The organism is Aeromonas sp. QDB54, from assembly GCF_027707385.1.
GTDB classification, from domain to species: Bacteria; Pseudomonadota; Gammaproteobacteria; order Enterobacterales; family Aeromonadaceae; genus Aeromonas; species Aeromonas hydrophila.
Map to the genome: position 1 here is coordinate 1 of NZ_JAPCIT010000028.1, position 14,579 is coordinate 14,579.

A 14,579-nucleotide genomic window follows, 5' to 3' on the forward strand; every position below is an offset into this window, starting at 1 on the left:
TAAAATTGCAAAAAACTGCACTTTTTTAGTTATTCATATCCAAGCACAGCTTTTATACAAACTTATCCACAGAAACCGGTCTCGAATTGCTAGAATGGCCGAAAACAAGGAGGCCGAGATGGACTTGCGACTGAGACCTTACAAGGGAAAGCGCCCGCAATTGGGCAAACGGGTATATGTGGACCCCTGCGCCACCCTGGTGGGGGATATCCAGCTGGGTGACGATGCCAGTATCTGGCCCATGGTGGCAGCGCGGGGGGATGTGAACCATATCCGCATCGGTGCGCGCAGCAATATTCAGGACGGTACAGTGCTGCACCTGACCCGCAAGAGCGCCAGCAACCCCGGCGGCTATCCACTGCTGATCGGCGAGGATGTCACGGTCGGTCATAAAGCCATGCTGCACGGCTGCACCATCGGCAACCGGGTGCTGGTCGGCATGGGTGCCATCCTGCTGGATGGGGTGATCGTTGAAGACGATGTGATGATCGGGGCGGGCAGCCTGGTGCCGCCAGGCAAGCGGCTCGAGGCAGGCTTTCTTTATATGGGCAATCCGGTCCAGCAGGCTCGTGCCCTCAAGCCGGCCGAGATCGCCTTCCTCAAGACCTCGGCCGACAACTATGTACTACTCAAGGACGAGTATCTGCAAGAGGCCTGACACCCCGCCACCACAAACAGGAAGCCCGGCATCATGCCGGGCTTCTCTTCTTATATAGCTATATGAGCGTCAGACAGGGTCAGTGGGCCTGATCCCAGTTGTCACCGGTACCCGCCTCCACCACCAGCGGCACATGCAGCTCGGCTGCGGCTGACATCTTCTCCTTGATGATGGCAATGTACTCCTCCAGCTTCTCTTCGCGGATCTCGAACACCAGTTCATCGTGCACCTGCATCAGCATGCGGATCGACTGGTCTTCAATTCCGCGGATCCAGCCATCCACGTTGATCATGGCCCGCTTGATGATGTCGGCGGCCGTACCCTGCATGGGGGCGTTGATGGCGGCCCGTTCAGCCGCCTTGCGCAGACCGGCATTGCGGGACTTGATATCCGGCAGATAGAGGCGACGGCCAAACAGAGTCTCGACATAACCCTGAGCATCCGCCTGCTGGCGGGTGCGCTCCATGTACTCCAGCACGCCCGGGTAGCGTTCGAAGTAGAGATCCATGTACTTCTGCGCTTCGGCACGACCGATCCCCAGTTGCTTGGCCAGACCGAAGGCACTCATGCCGTAGATGAGACCAAAGTTGATCGCCTTGGCACTGCGGCGCATGTCGCTGGTCACCGCCTCGAGCGCGACCCCGAACACCTCGGCGGCGGTCGCCTTGTGGATGTCCTTGCCCTCGGCGAAGGCGGTCAGCAACCCCTTGTCACCGGAGAGGTGCGCCATGATGCGCAGCTCGATCTGGGAGTAGTCCGCCGCCACCAGCTTGTAACCGGCGCACGGGATGAAGGCCTGCCGGATGCGGCGCCCCTGTTCGTTGCGTACCGGGATGTTCTGCAGGTTGGGATCGGTGGAGGAGAGCCGGCCGGTCGCCGCCACCGCCTGATGATAGGAGGTGTGCACCCGCCCGGTCTGCGGCTTGATCATCAGCGGCAGCTTGTCGGTGTAGGTGGACTTGAGCTTGGCCAGCCCACGGTGCTCCATCAGCAGTTGCGGCAGCTCATAGGTCTCCGCCAGCTCGGCCAGCACCTCTTCCGCAGTGGATGGGGCTCCCTTGGGAGTCTTTTTGATGATCGGCAGCCCCAGCTTGGTGAAGAGGATCTCCCCCAGCTGCTTGGGCGAGGAGAGGTTGAACTCCTGCCCGGCCAGCTCGTGAGCCTGTTTCTCCAGCTCTGCCAGACGCACTTCGATCTCCTGGCTCTGCTGGTGCAGCAGTTTGGGCTCGATGGTGGTACCGAGTCGCTCCATTCGCGCCAGCACCGGCAGCAGTGGCAGTTCGATCTCGCTGAATACTTTGGCGAGGCCCGGCTCGGCAGAGAGCTTGCCCCACAGCGCCTGATGCAGACGCAGGGTGATGTCGGCATCTTCCGCCGCGTAAGGAGCCGCCTGCTCCAGTTCAATCTGGTTGAAGGTAAGCTGCTTGACCCCCTTGCCGGCGATATCCTCGAACGAGATGGTCTCGGCGTTCAGATACCTGCGGGCCAGCGAATCCATGTCGTGGCGGCTGGCGGTGGAGTTGAGCACATAGGATTCGAGCATGGTGTCGTAGGCGATGCCCTGCAGCTCGATACCGTGATTGAGCAGCACGTTGCGATCGTACTTGAGGTTCTGCCCCACCTTGAGACGGGTCGGATCTTCCAGCAGCGGTTTGAGCTTGCCCAGCACCACGGCCTCGGTCAGCTGCACCGGCGCCCCCAGATAGTCGTGACCGAAGGGGACGTAGGCCGCCTTGCCCGGCTCGATGGCAAAGGAGACGCCCACGACGCGCGCTTCCATATAGTCGAGACTGGTGGTCTCGGTGTCGAAGGCAAACAACGGCGCCGCCTGCAGACGGGCCAGCCACTCGTCGAATTCGGCCTCGTCCAGGATGCAGCGATAGTCGGTCTCGATGGCGGCTACCGGGGCGGCACCTTCATCATCACTTTCGGCTTCGCTCTCCTCAGCGCCGCCGGATTCCAACTCTTTGATCAGGTTGCGCAGCTCGTACTCACGATAGACCGCCAGCAGAGCCTCTTTGTCGATGGGGCCGAGCTGCAGTTCTTCCAGGCTCTGTTCCAGCGCCACATCGGTCTTGATGGTCGCAAGCACATAGGAGAGGCGCACCTGCTCTTCCTGCTCGCGGAACTTGTCGGCGAACGCCTTGGAGCCACGGAAACCGAGCGCAGCCACCTTGTCGAGGTTGGCGGCGATCTCGTCGATGCTGCCGATCCCTTGCAGCAGGGCCAGTGCGGTCTTCTCGCCGACGCCGGTCATGCCGGGAATGTTATCCACCTTGTCCCCCATCAGGGCCAGGTAGTCGATGATGAGCTCGGGCGGTACGCCGAACTTCTCGATCACCCCTTCCCGATCGGTCTTCACGTCTTTCATAGTGTCGATCAGGGTGACATGGTCGGAGACCAGCTGCGCCATGTCCTTGTCGCCAGTGCTGATCAGCACCGGCAGCTGCTTCTCGGTCGCCTGGCGGGCCAGGGTGCCGATCACATCGTCAGCCTCCACCCCTTCCACCATCAGGAAGGGGAAGCCCATCGCCTTGATCATCTGATGGATAGGCGCGACCTGGCTGCGCAGATCGTCCGGCATGCTGGCCCGGTTGGCCTTGTATTCGGGATAGATGTCGTCGCGGAAGGTCTTGCCCTTGGCATCGAACACCACGGCCACGTGGCAGTCGGGGTACTGCTTGCGCAGGCTGCGCATCATGTTGGCCATGACACGGACGGCGCCGCTCGGCAAACCGGTCGAGGTGCGCAGATCGGCCTGCTGGGAGGCAAAGAAGGCGCGGTAAAGATATGAAGAGCCGTCGACCAGAATAAGGGGATTGCTAGGGGCCATGAAATCGTCCTGCCAGAGATAAACAGCCGCTAGGATGCCACAGGGCCCCCCTCACACCAAGGGGGGCAAAGACCCTGCCAGTGGATCCTCACAGGCCATCAATCTGTGGATAACTCTGTGCTCAAAAATGGGGGGCAGTATGAACCACAGTGATAAAACTGTGCACAAAAATATAAAAACCAATAAATAACAATTGGTTGCGCACTTAAAAACCGATCGCGAGACGACTTGAATGATCTCGATCAATGTGGAAAAAAATTTAAGGGAGTAAGTACGGCAGGATCCAAAACGAAACAATCCTAGCACAGCAAGATGACTTGACCAGCTGAGGACGAACGATAACCATACAAAAGTACAACAATCCATTCTGGCTCACATTTTCAACAACGAGGAGTCTGTCATGAAAAAAGTGGCCGTGATCTTGAGTGGCTGTGGCGTCTTTGACGGGGCCGAAATCCACGAGGCCGTCATCAGTCTGCTGGCGCTGGCCAGGCAGGGCGCAGCAGTCCAGTGCTTCGCTCCCAATGTTCCACAGCTCCATGTGATCAACCACCTGACCGGGGAAGTGAGTGAAGGCGAGCACCGCAACGTGCTGGTCGAAGCGGCCCGCCTCTGCCGCGGCCAGATAAGGGACGTGGCCGAGCTGGATGCGGCCGACTACGATGCCCTGCTGGTGCCGGGTGGCTTTGGCGCCGCCAAGAACCTGTGCGACTTCGCCATCAAGGGGGCCGAGTGCCAAATCCAGCCGGATGTACTGAAGGCGTGCCAGAGCTTCGCCAAGGCCGGCAAGCCGGCCGCCTACATCTGCATCGCACCGGCCATGATCCCGCTCATCTATGGCGCCGGCACCCTGGCCACCATAGGCCACGACGAGGGCACCGCCAACGCCATCGAGGCGATGGGAGGCAGCCACCTCAACTGCCCGGTCAACGAGTTCGTGGTGGATCAGGAGCGCAAGGTGATCTCCACCCCCGCCTACATGCTGGCCAACAACATAGTGGAAGCGGCGGACGGCATCGAGAAGACCGTCAAACAGCTGCTGGCACTCTGATTGCCAGACTGACCCAAACAAACGGGCCGCTCATGGAGCGGCCCGTTTTCAATTCTCGCGGATGGCGACGACTCAGATGCTTTCGCCCATCTGGTCCATCTTGCCCAGCAGGGCACGCAGACGCTCTTGCCAGGCGACGTGCTCGTTGCGCAGCTGATGGTTCTCGTCTTGCAGCTTGTTGTTCTGCTCTTTCAGCTCGTCCAGCTCCATCTTCAGCAGGGAGATGTTGTCGACGGCGGATTGTACTTTGGATTCGAGTTGCTCAAGGACTTCTAGTGACATATGCATACCTGTATGTTCAATTGCGATGCCCCACAGAGGGCGATTCAAGCGCGTGAAGCCAGCATACCCCGAGCCTATCGGCACAAACAAGCCGGTGCGCTGTAAAATGCGCCTTCCATGGATGTATTGCCTAAATATGCGTCTATTTTTCTCGCATCCTGCGCCCGGGCCACGGCCGGCCCCGCACAAGTCGCCACCCCACCCCTGCACAACCGCCCTGCACCCCCTTGCCGAAAGCCCGCATCATCAGGCGTGCAGGGCGATATAGGCCCCCAGCAGCAGACAGGCGGCCCCGTACATCAGCAAGCCGTAGAGCAGGTTGCCGCGCAGAATAGCCCCGGCACTCAGGTTGTAGCGGGAGGCCAGCGCCAGGTTGGAGCCGGAGAGCGGACTGGTACCGGTGGCCAGCCCCCAACCCAGCAGGAAGCACATGCCGAGCAGGCTGGGATCCGGCGAGAGCGGCCACAGCAGCGGCGCCAATCCTGAGATGCTGATGAGCGGGTGCACTCCGACGATGGCCACCAGCAGGATCAGCAACAGGGTGAGCGAAGACTCCAGCCAACCGAAGTGATGGAAGAAGGGCAAACCGTGGCCGCCACCCAGCTCGAGCACCGACAACGCACTGTTGATGCCGGCGGCCAGCAGACCCGCCCCCAGAAACAGCACCAGTTGGCCACCGATGGCGGGGAAGCGTTCCACCACCTGCCGTTTGAGGGCCGGGCCGCGCCCCGCGCTCGGCATGAAGGCAAAAGCCAGCAATGGCGCCACCAGGGCGATCACCGCCAGGATGCCGAGATCCGGCCAGATCTGCTTGATCAGCAGTACCAGCAGGGCCAGTGCCACCGGTAATCCCAGGGTCTGCAGCCGCAGCGGATAGCCGGCAAAGTCCGCCACCCCCAGCCGCTCCACCTGCCAGGCGGTCAGCCCCATCGCCAGCAGGGTCGCCACCACCCCGAACGGCAGGATGCGCGACAGCTGCAGGCCGGGTGCATAGGTGAGCGCCACCGCCATGGCGACGAAGAAGGGGGACCAGAAGGCCGCCGCGCAGAAGATCCGGCTCAGCACCAGCACCTGACGCCGCTCAAGGGTGCCGTTACGCTCCAGCCGATCACCGATGATGAATAGCACCGAGAGGTTGATGACGGCCCCCAGCAGGTTGAGGCTGGCCATGGTGCTCCACAGCCCTTTGCGACCTTGCCATGAGGTGGTGCCGGTCAAGAGACCCGAGGTGGCGAGATTGAGGGTGCTCACCGCCGCAAACATGGTGAGCATGTTGATGTTGGGCAGCAGCCAGTCACCGGCGGTGAGGCTTGCCCCCCGCCAGCAGGAGAAGATCAGCAGTGCAAGCGCCGCTCCGTACAGGGCCAGCGCCTGGCGCCGCGCCGCCCCCACCAGCCAGGGCCAGGTGAGCAGCGAGGCCCCCCAGGCCGCGATGGCCGCCGGCCAGGGGGAGAATCCCAGATAGAGGTGCAGCAGATTGAGCAGCCACATCCCCAGGATCAGATAACCCGACCAGCGCTTGGCCATCGATGCACCTCGGTCAGGGGATCAGAGACACTGATCCATGTCCAGCGAAGGCTTGTCGCACTCCGGACGACCCACGATCTTGGCGGGTACGCCCGCCACCGTGGTGTGCGGCGGCACCGGGTTGATCACCACGCTGCCGGCGCCAATCTTGGCCCCCATACCCACCTCGATGTTGCCGAGCACCTTGGCACCCGCCCCTATCATCACCCCTTCCCGGATCTTGGGGTGGCGATCGCCGCTCTCCTTGCCGGTACCGCCCAGGGTGACGCTCTGCAGGATGGAGACATCGTCCTCGATCACCGCCGTCTCGCCGACCACTATGCCGGTGGCGTGATCAAACATGATGCCCTTGCCGATACGGGCGGCCGGGTGCACGTCGACCCCGAACACCACAGAAATCTGGTTCTGCAGGTAGAGCGCCAGCGAGCGACGCCCCTGGCGCCACAGCCAGTTGGCGACCCGGTAGCCCTGCAGGGCATGGAATCCCTTGAGGTAGAGCAGCGGGGTGGAGAAGAGATCGACCGCCGGGTCGCGCTCCTGCACCGCACAGATGTCGGCCGCCACGACCGCCAGCAGCTCAGGCTCGCTGCGCAGGGCCAGCTCGATCACCTCGCGCAGGGCGATGGCGGGCATGGTGGCGCTGTCGAGCTTGTTGGCCAGCTGGAAGCTGAGGGCCGAACGCAGGTTCTTGTGATTGAGAATGGTGGAGTGGAAGAAGCTGGCCAGCATGGGCTCTTCGGTCGCCATGCTCGCCGCTTCTTGCTGAATTTTTTGCCAGGTTCTGGCAACCAGATCATCCATGTTGCAGCCTACTGTTGTTCTGAGGGAGTGCCTTGCTGTTCCTTGTGCACCACGGAGATGGGGTCCATATGAATGATGACATCCATGCGCTCGAACGCCTGACGAACCGCCAGTTCGGCTTCATCGGCAATCTGATGGGCCTTGACCAGAGGGAGCTGATCGTCCAGTTCCAGATGCAACTGCACGAAACGGGTCGGACCGGATTGGCGGGTGCGCAGATCATGCACCCCGTGTACACCTTCGACGTCACAGCAGAGGGCCATTATTCTCGCTTGTTCCTCGGCTGGCAACTGACGATCGAGCAGCGCCTGCACCGATTCATAGCCGATGTGCAGCGCCCCCCACAGCAGGAACAGCCCGATCAGGATGGCAAACAGGCCGTCGGCCCAATACCAGCCCTGCCCCGCCAGCACCAGTGCCAGCAGCACGCCGCCGTTGAGCAGCAGGTCGGAGCGGTAGTGCAGCATGTCGGCCTTGATGGCCACGCTGTTGGTCTTGCGGATCACCAGGCTCTGGAAGCTGACCAGCAGCAGGGTCAGCACGATGGAGCCACCGCTGACCCACAGACCCGCCTCGAGCCGCTCCAGCGGCGCCTGTTTGAGCAGGGAGGAGATGCCGTGCATCACCAGCAGCAGGGCGGAACCGGAGATAAAGGCCGCCTGGATCAGCCCGGCCAGCGACTCCGCCTTGCCGTGGCCGAAGCGGTGTTCGTCATCGGCCGGTGACAGGGCATAGCGGATCGCCAGCAGGTTGATAATGGAGGCGCTCACGTCCATGAAGGAGTCGGTGAGGGAGGCCAGCAGGCTCGAGGAGTCGGTCATCAGCCAGGCGATCAGCTTGCCGGTGATCAGCAGGGTGGCGGTCGTGACGGCGGCCATGCTGGCCAGCGTCACCCAGCGGGAATATTGTTGATGGCTCAAAACCGGCTTTCCTCTTGCGGTTAAAAATCTATTATACCCTGACCCCGACGCCGGATTGGCGCGAAAAATCAGCGGAATGACTTCAGATGCACAAAATACTCCTGGTCGACGACGATCTCGAGCTGACCCAGTTGCTCACCGAAATTCTGACCCTGGAAGGCTTCCAGGTGACCGTCGCCGAGGATGGCGAAGAGGGCTTGCAACGGCTGGCCGAACAGCACTTCAACCTGGTGCTGCTGGACGTGATGATGCCCAAGCTCAACGGCTTCGCCATGCTGGCCCGACTGCGCAAGACCCACGACACCCCGGTGCTGATGCTGACCGCCCGTGGCGACAGCCAGGATCGGGTCAACGGGCTGGAGGCCGGGGCTGACGACTATCTCGCCAAGCCGTTCGACGATCGGGAGCTGCTGGCCCGGGTGCGCGCCATCTTGCGCCGTACCCAGGGCACCCAGCCCCAGCGCGGCGGCAGCTCGGAAGAGGTGCGCTTCATGGATCTGGTGCTGCAACCCGGCCTGCAACAGGCCAGCTGCCACGGCGAACTGCTGGAGCTGACCGCCACCGAATTCGGCCTGCTGGAGTGCCTGCTGCGCAACCCTGGCCAGATCGTCAGCAAGAGCCAGCTCTCCGAGCTGGTGCTCGGCAAGAAACTCGAGCCCTTCGATCGTGCCATCGACATGCACCTGAGCAACCTGCGCAAGAAGCTGCCTGAGCGCACCGATGGCCAACCCCGCTTCAAGACGGTGCGCGGCAGGGGCTATCTGTGGCTGGAACAGGCATGAGAACCGCCCGCACCTTCAACGGTCTCTCCACCCAGATCTTCCTCTGGTTCTGGTTCATGCTGTTGCTGGTGGTGGCCGCCGTGGTGATCCTGCCGACCCTGGATCCCCGCAACATCATTCCGCTGCCGGCCCACGAGATCACCCGCCTCAACAACAACCTAAAGGCACTGCAGAAGGGGGCCGACCCCAATCAGGATTTCGATCTGGCCCAAGCCATCGATGCCGCCGGCCTGCTGCCGGTCGACAACATCTATCTGCGCGATGCCAAGGGACAGATGCAGTCCAGCACCCGCCTGAGCAAGTTCGTGATCCGTTTCATGCTCGACTCGGACAACCCGGCCAAGCCCATGCTGGGCAGCGAGCACAAGCGGGCCATCGCCGGCCCCTTCCAGATGACGCATCACGGCCAGGTCTATCACATCTACTTCGGCCTCAACGTCGAGAACTCCTATCTGTTCCTGTTCATCCAGATCCTGGATCACCCGATCCAGATCCTCGGCATCGCCATGCTGGTCAGCACCCCGCTCTGTCTGCTGCTGGCCTGGCGGCTGACCCGCCCCATCCTGCAACTGCAGCAGTCGGTCTCCCAGCTGGCGGAGGGTAATCTGGAAGCGCAGATCCCCAACCTGGGACGGCGGGACGAGATCGGCCAGCTGGCGGATCACGTCAGCCACATGGTCGATACCCTCAAGAACATGATCCAGAAGCAGAAACAGCTGCTCTCCGACATCTCCCACGAGCTGCGCAGCCCGCTCACCCGCATTCAGCTGGCGCAGGCGCTGATCCGCCGCAAACAGGGGGACAGCAACGAGCTGGTACGGATCGAATCGGAGATCGGCCGGCTCGACAAGCTGATCGGCGACCTGCTCGACCTGTCGCGGGTACAGCAGCATGTGGAAGCGCCGGTGGTGATGCCGTTGGCCGAGCTGCTGGAGCCCATCCTGGACGACGCCATGTTCGAGGCCAACCAGAGCGGCAAGCAGCTCCGGCTGCCACCGCTGCCGGCTGAATCGCTGCGGATGTGGCCCGATCTGCTGGCTAGGGCACTGGAGAATCCACTGCGCAACGCGCTCAAATACGCCCGCGAGTTCATCAAGGTGGACTGGTATCGGGAGGGACTGGAGTGGGTGATGACCATACGCGACGACGGACCTGGCGTGCCGGTGGAGCAGCAGGCCCAGCTGTTCCTGCCCTTCTTTCGGGTGGATGATGCCCGCAACGCCAAGACCGGCGGCACCGGGCTGGGGCTGGCCATCGCCGCGGAGGCCATTGCGCGCCACGGCGGCACCATCCGCGCCAGCAGCAATCAACCGGCCGGGCTGACCATCACCATCCGCCTGCCCATCGGCTGAGCAGACTCTTTTCATCCGCACGGGCGCTGGGTATGCTGGCGCCCTTTTCGCCCCATCAGGACGCCGTCATGCTCGACATCGTGCTCTACCAACCGGAAATTCCGCCCAACACCGGCAACATCATCCGCCTCTGCGCCAACACCGGCTATCGACTGCACCTGATAGAGCCGCTGGGGTTTGAGTGGGATGACAAGCGGGTGAAGCGGGCGGGGCTCGACTACCACGAGTTTGCCGAGGTGAAGCGCTGGCCGAACTTCGAGGCCTTTATCGAGGCGGTGGCGCCGACGCGGGTATTCGCCTGTACCACCAAGGGGCGCACCGCCCATTCGGCGGTGCAGTTTGCCGCAGGTGATGCCCTGCTGTTCGGGCCCGAGAGCCGCGGCCTACCCATCGAGATCATCGAGAGCCTGCCGTTCGAGCAGCGGCTGCGCATCCCCATGCTGCCCCAGAGCCGCAGCATGAACCTCGCCAATGCGGTGGCGGTATTCGTCTACGAAAGCTGGCGCCAGCTGGGCTATGCCGGCTCGCTGCAGGAGTAAACCCGACAGCTCCAGGCAGGCGCTGACGTCAGGAAGACGTCTGCTGCGCCTCTCCCACCCCGTGGGCTGAGTGCAGCAACCGGCCATCGCGCTCCAGCTGCCAGCAGAGCCAGCCCAGCGTCAACCCACGCCCCGCCATCAGGGCCGCCATCGCGGCCCACAAGGCCGCCACGCCCCAACCCTGACAGAGCCACCAAACCGGGAAGAAGCCGCACAGTGCCGCCACCAGCATGCTGTTGCGCATCTCCCGCGCCCGGGTCGCCCCGATGAAGACCCCGTCCAGCAGGAAGCACCAGACCGCCAGCAGCGGCATGGCGATGAGCCAGGGCAGCTGCGCATTGGCGGCGGCGATCACCGCCGGCAGATCGGTGATGTGCGCGATCAGCCGGCTGCCGCCCACCGCAAACAACAGGCTGAACGTCAGGGCGATCAGCAGCGCCCAACCGAGATTGAGGACGATGGCCTCCCGCAACCCCTGCCGATCCCGCCGCCCGATGGCGCGGCCCACCATGGCCTCCACCGCGTAGGCGAAGCCGTCCAGCCCGTAGGAGATCAGCATCAGGAAGTTGAGCAGCACCGCATTGGCCGCCACCGCCACATCCCCCAGCCTGGCACCCTGCAGGGTCATGAAGGCGAAACAGAGTTGCAGGCAGAGGGAGCGGATGAAGATGTCCCGGTTCAGGGCCAGCAGTCGCAGCAGTGCGGGCCACTGGCGCCAGCGCTGCCAGGCCCCCTGCCACGCCGATGCGGCCAGCCGGCGCAGGTGACGGCTCACCAGCCAGAGCCCCAATCCGAGCGCGCTGTAGTCCGCCAGCAGCGAGGCGGCGGCGACCCCCTTCACCTGCCAGCCCAGTCCCAGCACGAACCAGGCATCGAGCCCCATGTTGACCAGGTTGGTGAAGATCAGCAGCAGCATGGGGCTGCGCGCATCCTGCATGCCCAGCAGCCAGCCCATGATCACCAGGTTGCAGAGCGCCGCCGGAGCGCTCCAGACCCGCACCGAAACATACTCGGCGGCATAGTGCTGCACCTCGGCGGAGCCACCGCTGAGGGCAATAAGAGTGGGGATCAGCGGCAGCAACAGCAGCAGCAACACCACTCCCAGCCCGACGGCGAGCCCCAGCGCACGGGCCAGGGTGTCGAGCTGGCCGGCCGGGCTGCTGGCGCCATGAGCCTGGGCGGTCAGCCCCGTGGTGGACATCCGCAAGAAGCCGAGCAGCCAGAACAGCAGGTTGATGAGGGTGGCGCCGACCGACACGCCGCCGAGGAACCAGGCCTGACTGAGATGACCGATCACCCAGGTATCCACCAGCCCCAGCAGCGGAGTGGTGACATTGGAAAACACCATGGGCAGGGCCAGGGCAAACACGGCGCGGTGGCGCCGCCCGTCCCGCCACCAGACGGGGGTCAGCATGTCGCAGGGAGTCCGTTGCTCATCATGCGTCGTCCAGCCGCACTATCTTGGCAAAGTCCGACACCATGCTCGCCATCACGACTCTGGGCACACTGCCCTCGCTCAGACGGGGGCGAAACACGGCCTCCAGCTTGCCGGCCGGATTGATCAGCACGATGGAGGCGGAGTGGTCGATCAGGTAATCCTTCTCACCCTGGTCGGCGATGGAGTAGATGAGCCCCAGATTGCGCACGAAGGGGAACAACTTGTCGTGGGGGCCGGTCGCCGCCTTGAACTCCGGATTGAAGAAGGCGGTATAGGTCTTGAGACGGGCCACATCGTCCCGCTGCGGATCCGCCGAGATGAATACCACCTGGCTGTTCGGGGCGATCTTTTTCAGCTCGGGGTAGACGGAACGCAGATCCGCCAGGGTGGTCGGGCAGATGTCGGGACAGAAGGTGTAGCCGACGAACAGGAAGGTCCAGTGGCCAGTCAGGCTAGCGGGGACGAAAGGTTGGCCATCCTGATCGGTGAAGGCGAACGGATTGATGTCCCGCCCCGCCGGGTAGTAGTCGGCATGCTCGGGCAGAGAGGGCTGGTTCCAGTAAAATCCGGCCATCATGCCCCCGACCAGCAGCAGAAACAGCAAGGGGTAACGCGGTTTAACCATAAGAGAACAGACCCTTTCACTTCGACATACCCGCCAACCGGGCCCGAATGGAAGAGCCATTGTAACCCAGCCGGCGCCGGACCGGTCACCCCCTTGTACCGGATGCCCGTTCGCTGGCCAACTTCCGTCAGAAGATGACGCAAGGGCCGGTGATATCGGCCCGAACCCGCCCAAAACAGCAGCCCCACCATAAGGTGGGGCTGCGCAAGAAGCAGTGACGCTCACGGCTGTTGTCGGCGCCGCTCATGCGGGCGTCTGGACTGTGCCCGCAGCGGGATGACGGGTGCGGTCCAGGGGGCGTCGGCTAGCCCGCCGTCATGATGGCTGTGAAACAGGCGCACCAGCCGGACAATCTTGTCCTTGGGGCACCCCAGCCAGATGGTCCAGCAGGCACCCTTGTGGTGTACCCAGAGGGCATAGAAACGGGTCATCCGGTTACCCTTGATGAAACGGGTGATGGAAGAAACGGGCGATGCCAGACCCGGATCCCATGGCGAGCTTGAAGCCATACCTGTCCTCCTCGATCAACAGGTCACGCCAACCGGCACCGCCCATCACCACCGGGGTGAATGAGTCAATGACTGCCGCGTGTCGACTGCGCGAGTGTGCCGCTGCGGGGCCGACTGCCGGCGCCCTGCTGACCACTCTCCCTTCTATCCCGCAAGCGCCTCTTTGCCAGGTGTGCGCTGCACACCGCACGAGGCTGTTGTTTTTCCCTGCTGCCCTCCGGGTTCCTGCTACCAGCGATCTGGATAACGCGCGTCATGGCGAGCAGCGGGGGCGGCTCAAGCCAACGAGTCCGCCTTACCAAATGATATATCTGAAATGAATCGCCTGCGGCCGCCGCCCGCAGACAAAAGTAGCGGGTATCAGGATCTGATTGAAATCATGGGGAAAGGAGTACAGAAACGAAACGGCCTCCCGCAGGAGGCCGTTTCATGACAAGGATTACATCCAGTCGGCGTTGCGAATGACGCCGACCGCCAGCCCCTCGATGGTGAGCTGCTGACAGGAGAGATCCACCTCGATGGGGGAGAGCTCTTCGTTCTCCGGCAGCAGCCACACCTGGCTGCCCTTGCGCTGGAAGCGCTTGACGGTGACATCCTCGTCGAGCCGTGCCACCACCACCTGGCCGTTGCGCACCTCCTGGGTCTTGTGCACCGCCAGCAGGTCGCCATCCAGAATGCCGATGTTCTTCATGCTCATGCCCTGTACCCGCAGCAGGAAGTCGGCCCGCGGGTGGAACAGGGCCGGATCCACCTGGTAGTGGCTCTCGATGTGTTCCTGCGCCAGGATGGGCTCGCCGGCGGCCACCTTGCCGATCAGCGGCAGACCGCTCTCTTCCAGCGGCTCTTCCTCTTCGAGCAACAGGCGAATGCCGCGGGACGTGCCCGGCATGATCTCAATGACCCCCTTTTTGGCCAGGGCCTTCAGATGTTCCTCGGCCGCATTGGCCGACTTGAAACCAAGCTTCTGGGCTATCTCGGCGCGAGTCGGCGGCATGCCGGTTTCGTTCATGTTCGCCTTGATCAACTCCAGCACTTCGGCCTGGCGGGGAGTAAGGGGTTTCATAGCATGGGCACCTGTCTTTTTATACAGCACACTGGCAGTATATACAGTGCAGTGGCCAAGGCAAGGCGCAGCTGACATTTGTCGCGACCCGGCGCTCATTTGCTGCAGATTTGATCCCGCGCAGCCGACTCATCGTACCTCTCGGCGACAAGCAGTCGGTGATTTGCTATGCTCACGCCGCATTTTTTTGGAGAGCAGA

14 protein-coding genes are annotated in these 14,579 nt (G+C 62.7%); 5 read left to right on the forward strand and 9 right to left on the reverse strand.

The features are described 5' to 3' along the window. Positions 1 to 118 precede the first annotated feature (118 nt). Positions 119 to 658 (forward strand): gamma carbonic anhydrase family protein, encoded by a 540-nt coding sequence (locus PG881_RS20780; protein WP_026080495.1) that lies wholly within the window; start codon positions 119 to 121, stop codon positions 656 to 658. A gap of 79 nt (positions 659 to 737) precedes the next feature. Here the strand turns inward: PG881_RS20780 and polA are convergent, their stop codons facing one another. Further along, positions 738 to 3,491 carry a DNA polymerase I gene (polA, locus tag PG881_RS20785; RefSeq protein WP_139393492.1) on the reverse strand — a complete coding sequence of 918 codons (2,754 nt, stop codon included), beginning with the start codon at positions 3,489 to 3,491 and terminating at the stop codon, positions 738 to 740. Positions 3,492 to 3,891: 400 nt separating this feature from the next. Between polA and elbB the strand changes: the two genes are divergently transcribed. Continuing rightward, the gene (elbB, locus tag PG881_RS20790) at positions 3,892 to 4,542 is read left to right on the forward strand and encodes an isoprenoid biosynthesis glyoxalase ElbB (protein WP_257686198.1); all 651 of its coding nucleotides are present in this window, start codon (positions 3,892 to 3,894) and stop codon (positions 4,540 to 4,542) included. 72 nt (positions 4,543 to 4,614) lie between these two features. On the opposite strand, the gene PG881_RS20795 is transcribed toward elbB, so the two are convergent. The 4 genes from PG881_RS20795 to fieF all read right to left on the reverse strand — a co-directional run bounded on the left by PG881_RS20795 (position 4,615) and on the right by fieF (position 8,072). Further along, positions 4,615 to 4,824 (reverse strand): cell division protein ZapB, encoded by a 210-nt coding sequence (locus PG881_RS20795; protein ID WP_016349028.1) that lies wholly within the window; start codon positions 4,822 to 4,824, stop codon positions 4,615 to 4,617. 246 nt (positions 4,825 to 5,070) lie between these two features. Continuing rightward, on the reverse strand, positions 5,071 to 6,351 hold the full coding sequence (locus PG881_RS20800; RefSeq protein WP_270802620.1) for a hypothetical protein: 1,281 nt from the start codon (positions 6,349 to 6,351) through the stop codon (positions 5,071 to 5,073). A 21-nt stretch (positions 6,352 to 6,372) separates the two neighbouring features. Further along, the gene (gene cysE / locus PG881_RS20805; RefSeq protein WP_011704210.1) at positions 6,373 to 7,152 is read right to left on the reverse strand and encodes a serine O-acetyltransferase; all 780 of its coding nucleotides are present in this window, start codon (positions 7,150 to 7,152) and stop codon (positions 6,373 to 6,375) included. A gap of 8 nt (positions 7,153 to 7,160) precedes the next feature. Beyond that, positions 7,161 to 8,072, reverse strand: coding sequence for a cation efflux pump FieF (gene fieF / locus PG881_RS20810; RefSeq protein ID WP_016349026.1), 912 nt, complete (start codon positions 8,070 to 8,072; stop codon positions 7,161 to 7,163). 86 nt (positions 8,073 to 8,158) lie between these two features. Here fieF and PG881_RS20815 point away from each other — a divergent pair, with 86 nt between their 5' ends. The 3 genes from PG881_RS20815 to trmL all read left to right on the forward strand — a co-directional run bounded on the left by PG881_RS20815 (position 8,159) and on the right by trmL (position 10,745). Beyond that, positions 8,159 to 8,854 carry a response regulator gene (locus tag PG881_RS20815; protein ID WP_016349025.1) on the forward strand — a complete coding sequence of 232 codons (696 nt, stop codon included), beginning with the start codon at positions 8,159 to 8,161 and terminating at the stop codon, positions 8,852 to 8,854. Further along, a complete protein-coding gene (locus PG881_RS20820; protein WP_226032707.1) occupies positions 8,851 to 10,206 on the forward strand; it encodes an ATP-binding protein in 1,356 nt (451 codons plus the stop codon). The genes PG881_RS20815 and PG881_RS20820 overlap by 4 nt, the downstream gene beginning before the upstream one ends. 68 nt (positions 10,207 to 10,274) lie before the next feature. Then, entirely contained in the window at positions 10,275 to 10,745 is a 471-nt protein-coding gene (trmL, locus tag PG881_RS20825; RefSeq protein ID WP_270802660.1) for a tRNA (uridine(34)/cytosine(34)/5-carboxymethylaminomethyluridine(34)-2'-O)-methyltransferase TrmL, read from the forward strand. A 28-nt stretch (positions 10,746 to 10,773) separates the two neighbouring features. Here the strand turns inward: trmL and dinF are convergent, their stop codons facing one another. The 4 genes from dinF to lexA all read right to left on the reverse strand — a co-directional run bounded on the left by dinF (position 10,774) and on the right by lexA (position 14,380). Beyond that, positions 10,774 to 12,159, reverse strand: a complete 1,386-nt coding sequence (gene dinF / locus PG881_RS20830) for an MATE family efflux transporter DinF (RefSeq protein ID WP_270802626.1) — start codon at positions 12,157 to 12,159, stop codon at positions 10,774 to 10,776. 22 nt (positions 12,160 to 12,181) lie between these two features. Beyond that, a complete protein-coding gene (locus PG881_RS20835) occupies positions 12,182 to 12,808 on the reverse strand; it encodes an SCO family protein (RefSeq protein WP_016349021.1) in 627 nt (208 codons plus the stop codon). A gap of 221 nt (positions 12,809 to 13,029) precedes the next feature. After that, complete coding sequence (locus PG881_RS20840; RefSeq protein ID WP_011704202.1) at positions 13,030 to 13,317, reverse strand: hypothetical protein; 288 nt, start codon at positions 13,315 to 13,317, stop codon at positions 13,030 to 13,032. Positions 13,318 to 13,756: 439 nt separating this feature from the next. Beyond that, the gene (lexA, locus tag PG881_RS20845) at positions 13,757 to 14,380 is read right to left on the reverse strand and encodes a transcriptional repressor LexA (RefSeq protein ID WP_011704201.1); all 624 of its coding nucleotides are present in this window, start codon (positions 14,378 to 14,380) and stop codon (positions 13,757 to 13,759) included. Positions 14,381 to 14,579: the final 199 nt, after the last annotated feature.

Excerpts from the sequence above, each read along its gene's own strand:
- PG881_RS20840 (WP_011704202.1), bottom strand. The coding sequence starts at position 13,317 with ATGGCTTCAAGCTCGCCATGGGATCCGGGTCTGGCATCGCCCGTTTCT.
- PG881_RS20780 (WP_026080495.1), top strand. The coding sequence starts at position 119 with ATGGACTTGCGACTGAGACCTTACAAGGGAAAGCGCCCGCAATTGGGC.
- lexA (WP_011704201.1), bottom strand. The coding sequence starts at position 14,380 with ATGAAACCCCTTACTCCCCGCCAGGCCGAAGTGCTGGAGTTGATCAAG.
- PG881_RS20815 (WP_016349025.1), top strand. The coding sequence starts at position 8,159 with ATGCACAAAATACTCCTGGTCGACGACGATCTCGAGCTGACCCAGTTG.
- PG881_RS20795 (WP_016349028.1), bottom strand. The coding sequence starts at position 4,824 with ATGTCACTAGAAGTCCTTGAGCAACTCGAATCCAAAGTACAATCCGCC.
- dinF (WP_270802626.1), bottom strand. The coding sequence starts at position 12,159 with ATGCTGACCCCCGTCTGGTGGCGGGACGGGCGGCGCCACCGCGCCGTG.
- elbB (WP_257686198.1), top strand. The coding sequence starts at position 3,892 with ATGAAAAAAGTGGCCGTGATCTTGAGTGGCTGTGGCGTCTTTGACGGG.
- PG881_RS20820 (WP_226032707.1), top strand. The coding sequence starts at position 8,851 with ATGAGAACCGCCCGCACCTTCAACGGTCTCTCCACCCAGATCTTCCTC.
- PG881_RS20800 (WP_270802620.1), bottom strand. The coding sequence starts at position 6,351 with ATGGCCAAGCGCTGGTCGGGTTATCTGATCCTGGGGATGTGGCTGCTC.
- PG881_RS20835 (WP_016349021.1), bottom strand. The coding sequence starts at position 12,808 with ATGGTTAAACCGCGTTACCCCTTGCTGTTTCTGCTGCTGGTCGGGGGC.
- trmL (WP_270802660.1), top strand. The coding sequence starts at position 10,275 with ATGCTCGACATCGTGCTCTACCAACCGGAAATTCCGCCCAACACCGGC.
- polA (WP_139393492.1), bottom strand. The coding sequence starts at position 3,491 with ATGGCCCCTAGCAATCCCCTTATTCTGGTCGACGGCTCTTCATATCTT.
- cysE (WP_011704210.1), bottom strand. The coding sequence starts at position 7,152 with ATGGATGATCTGGTTGCCAGAACCTGGCAAAAAATTCAGCAAGAAGCG.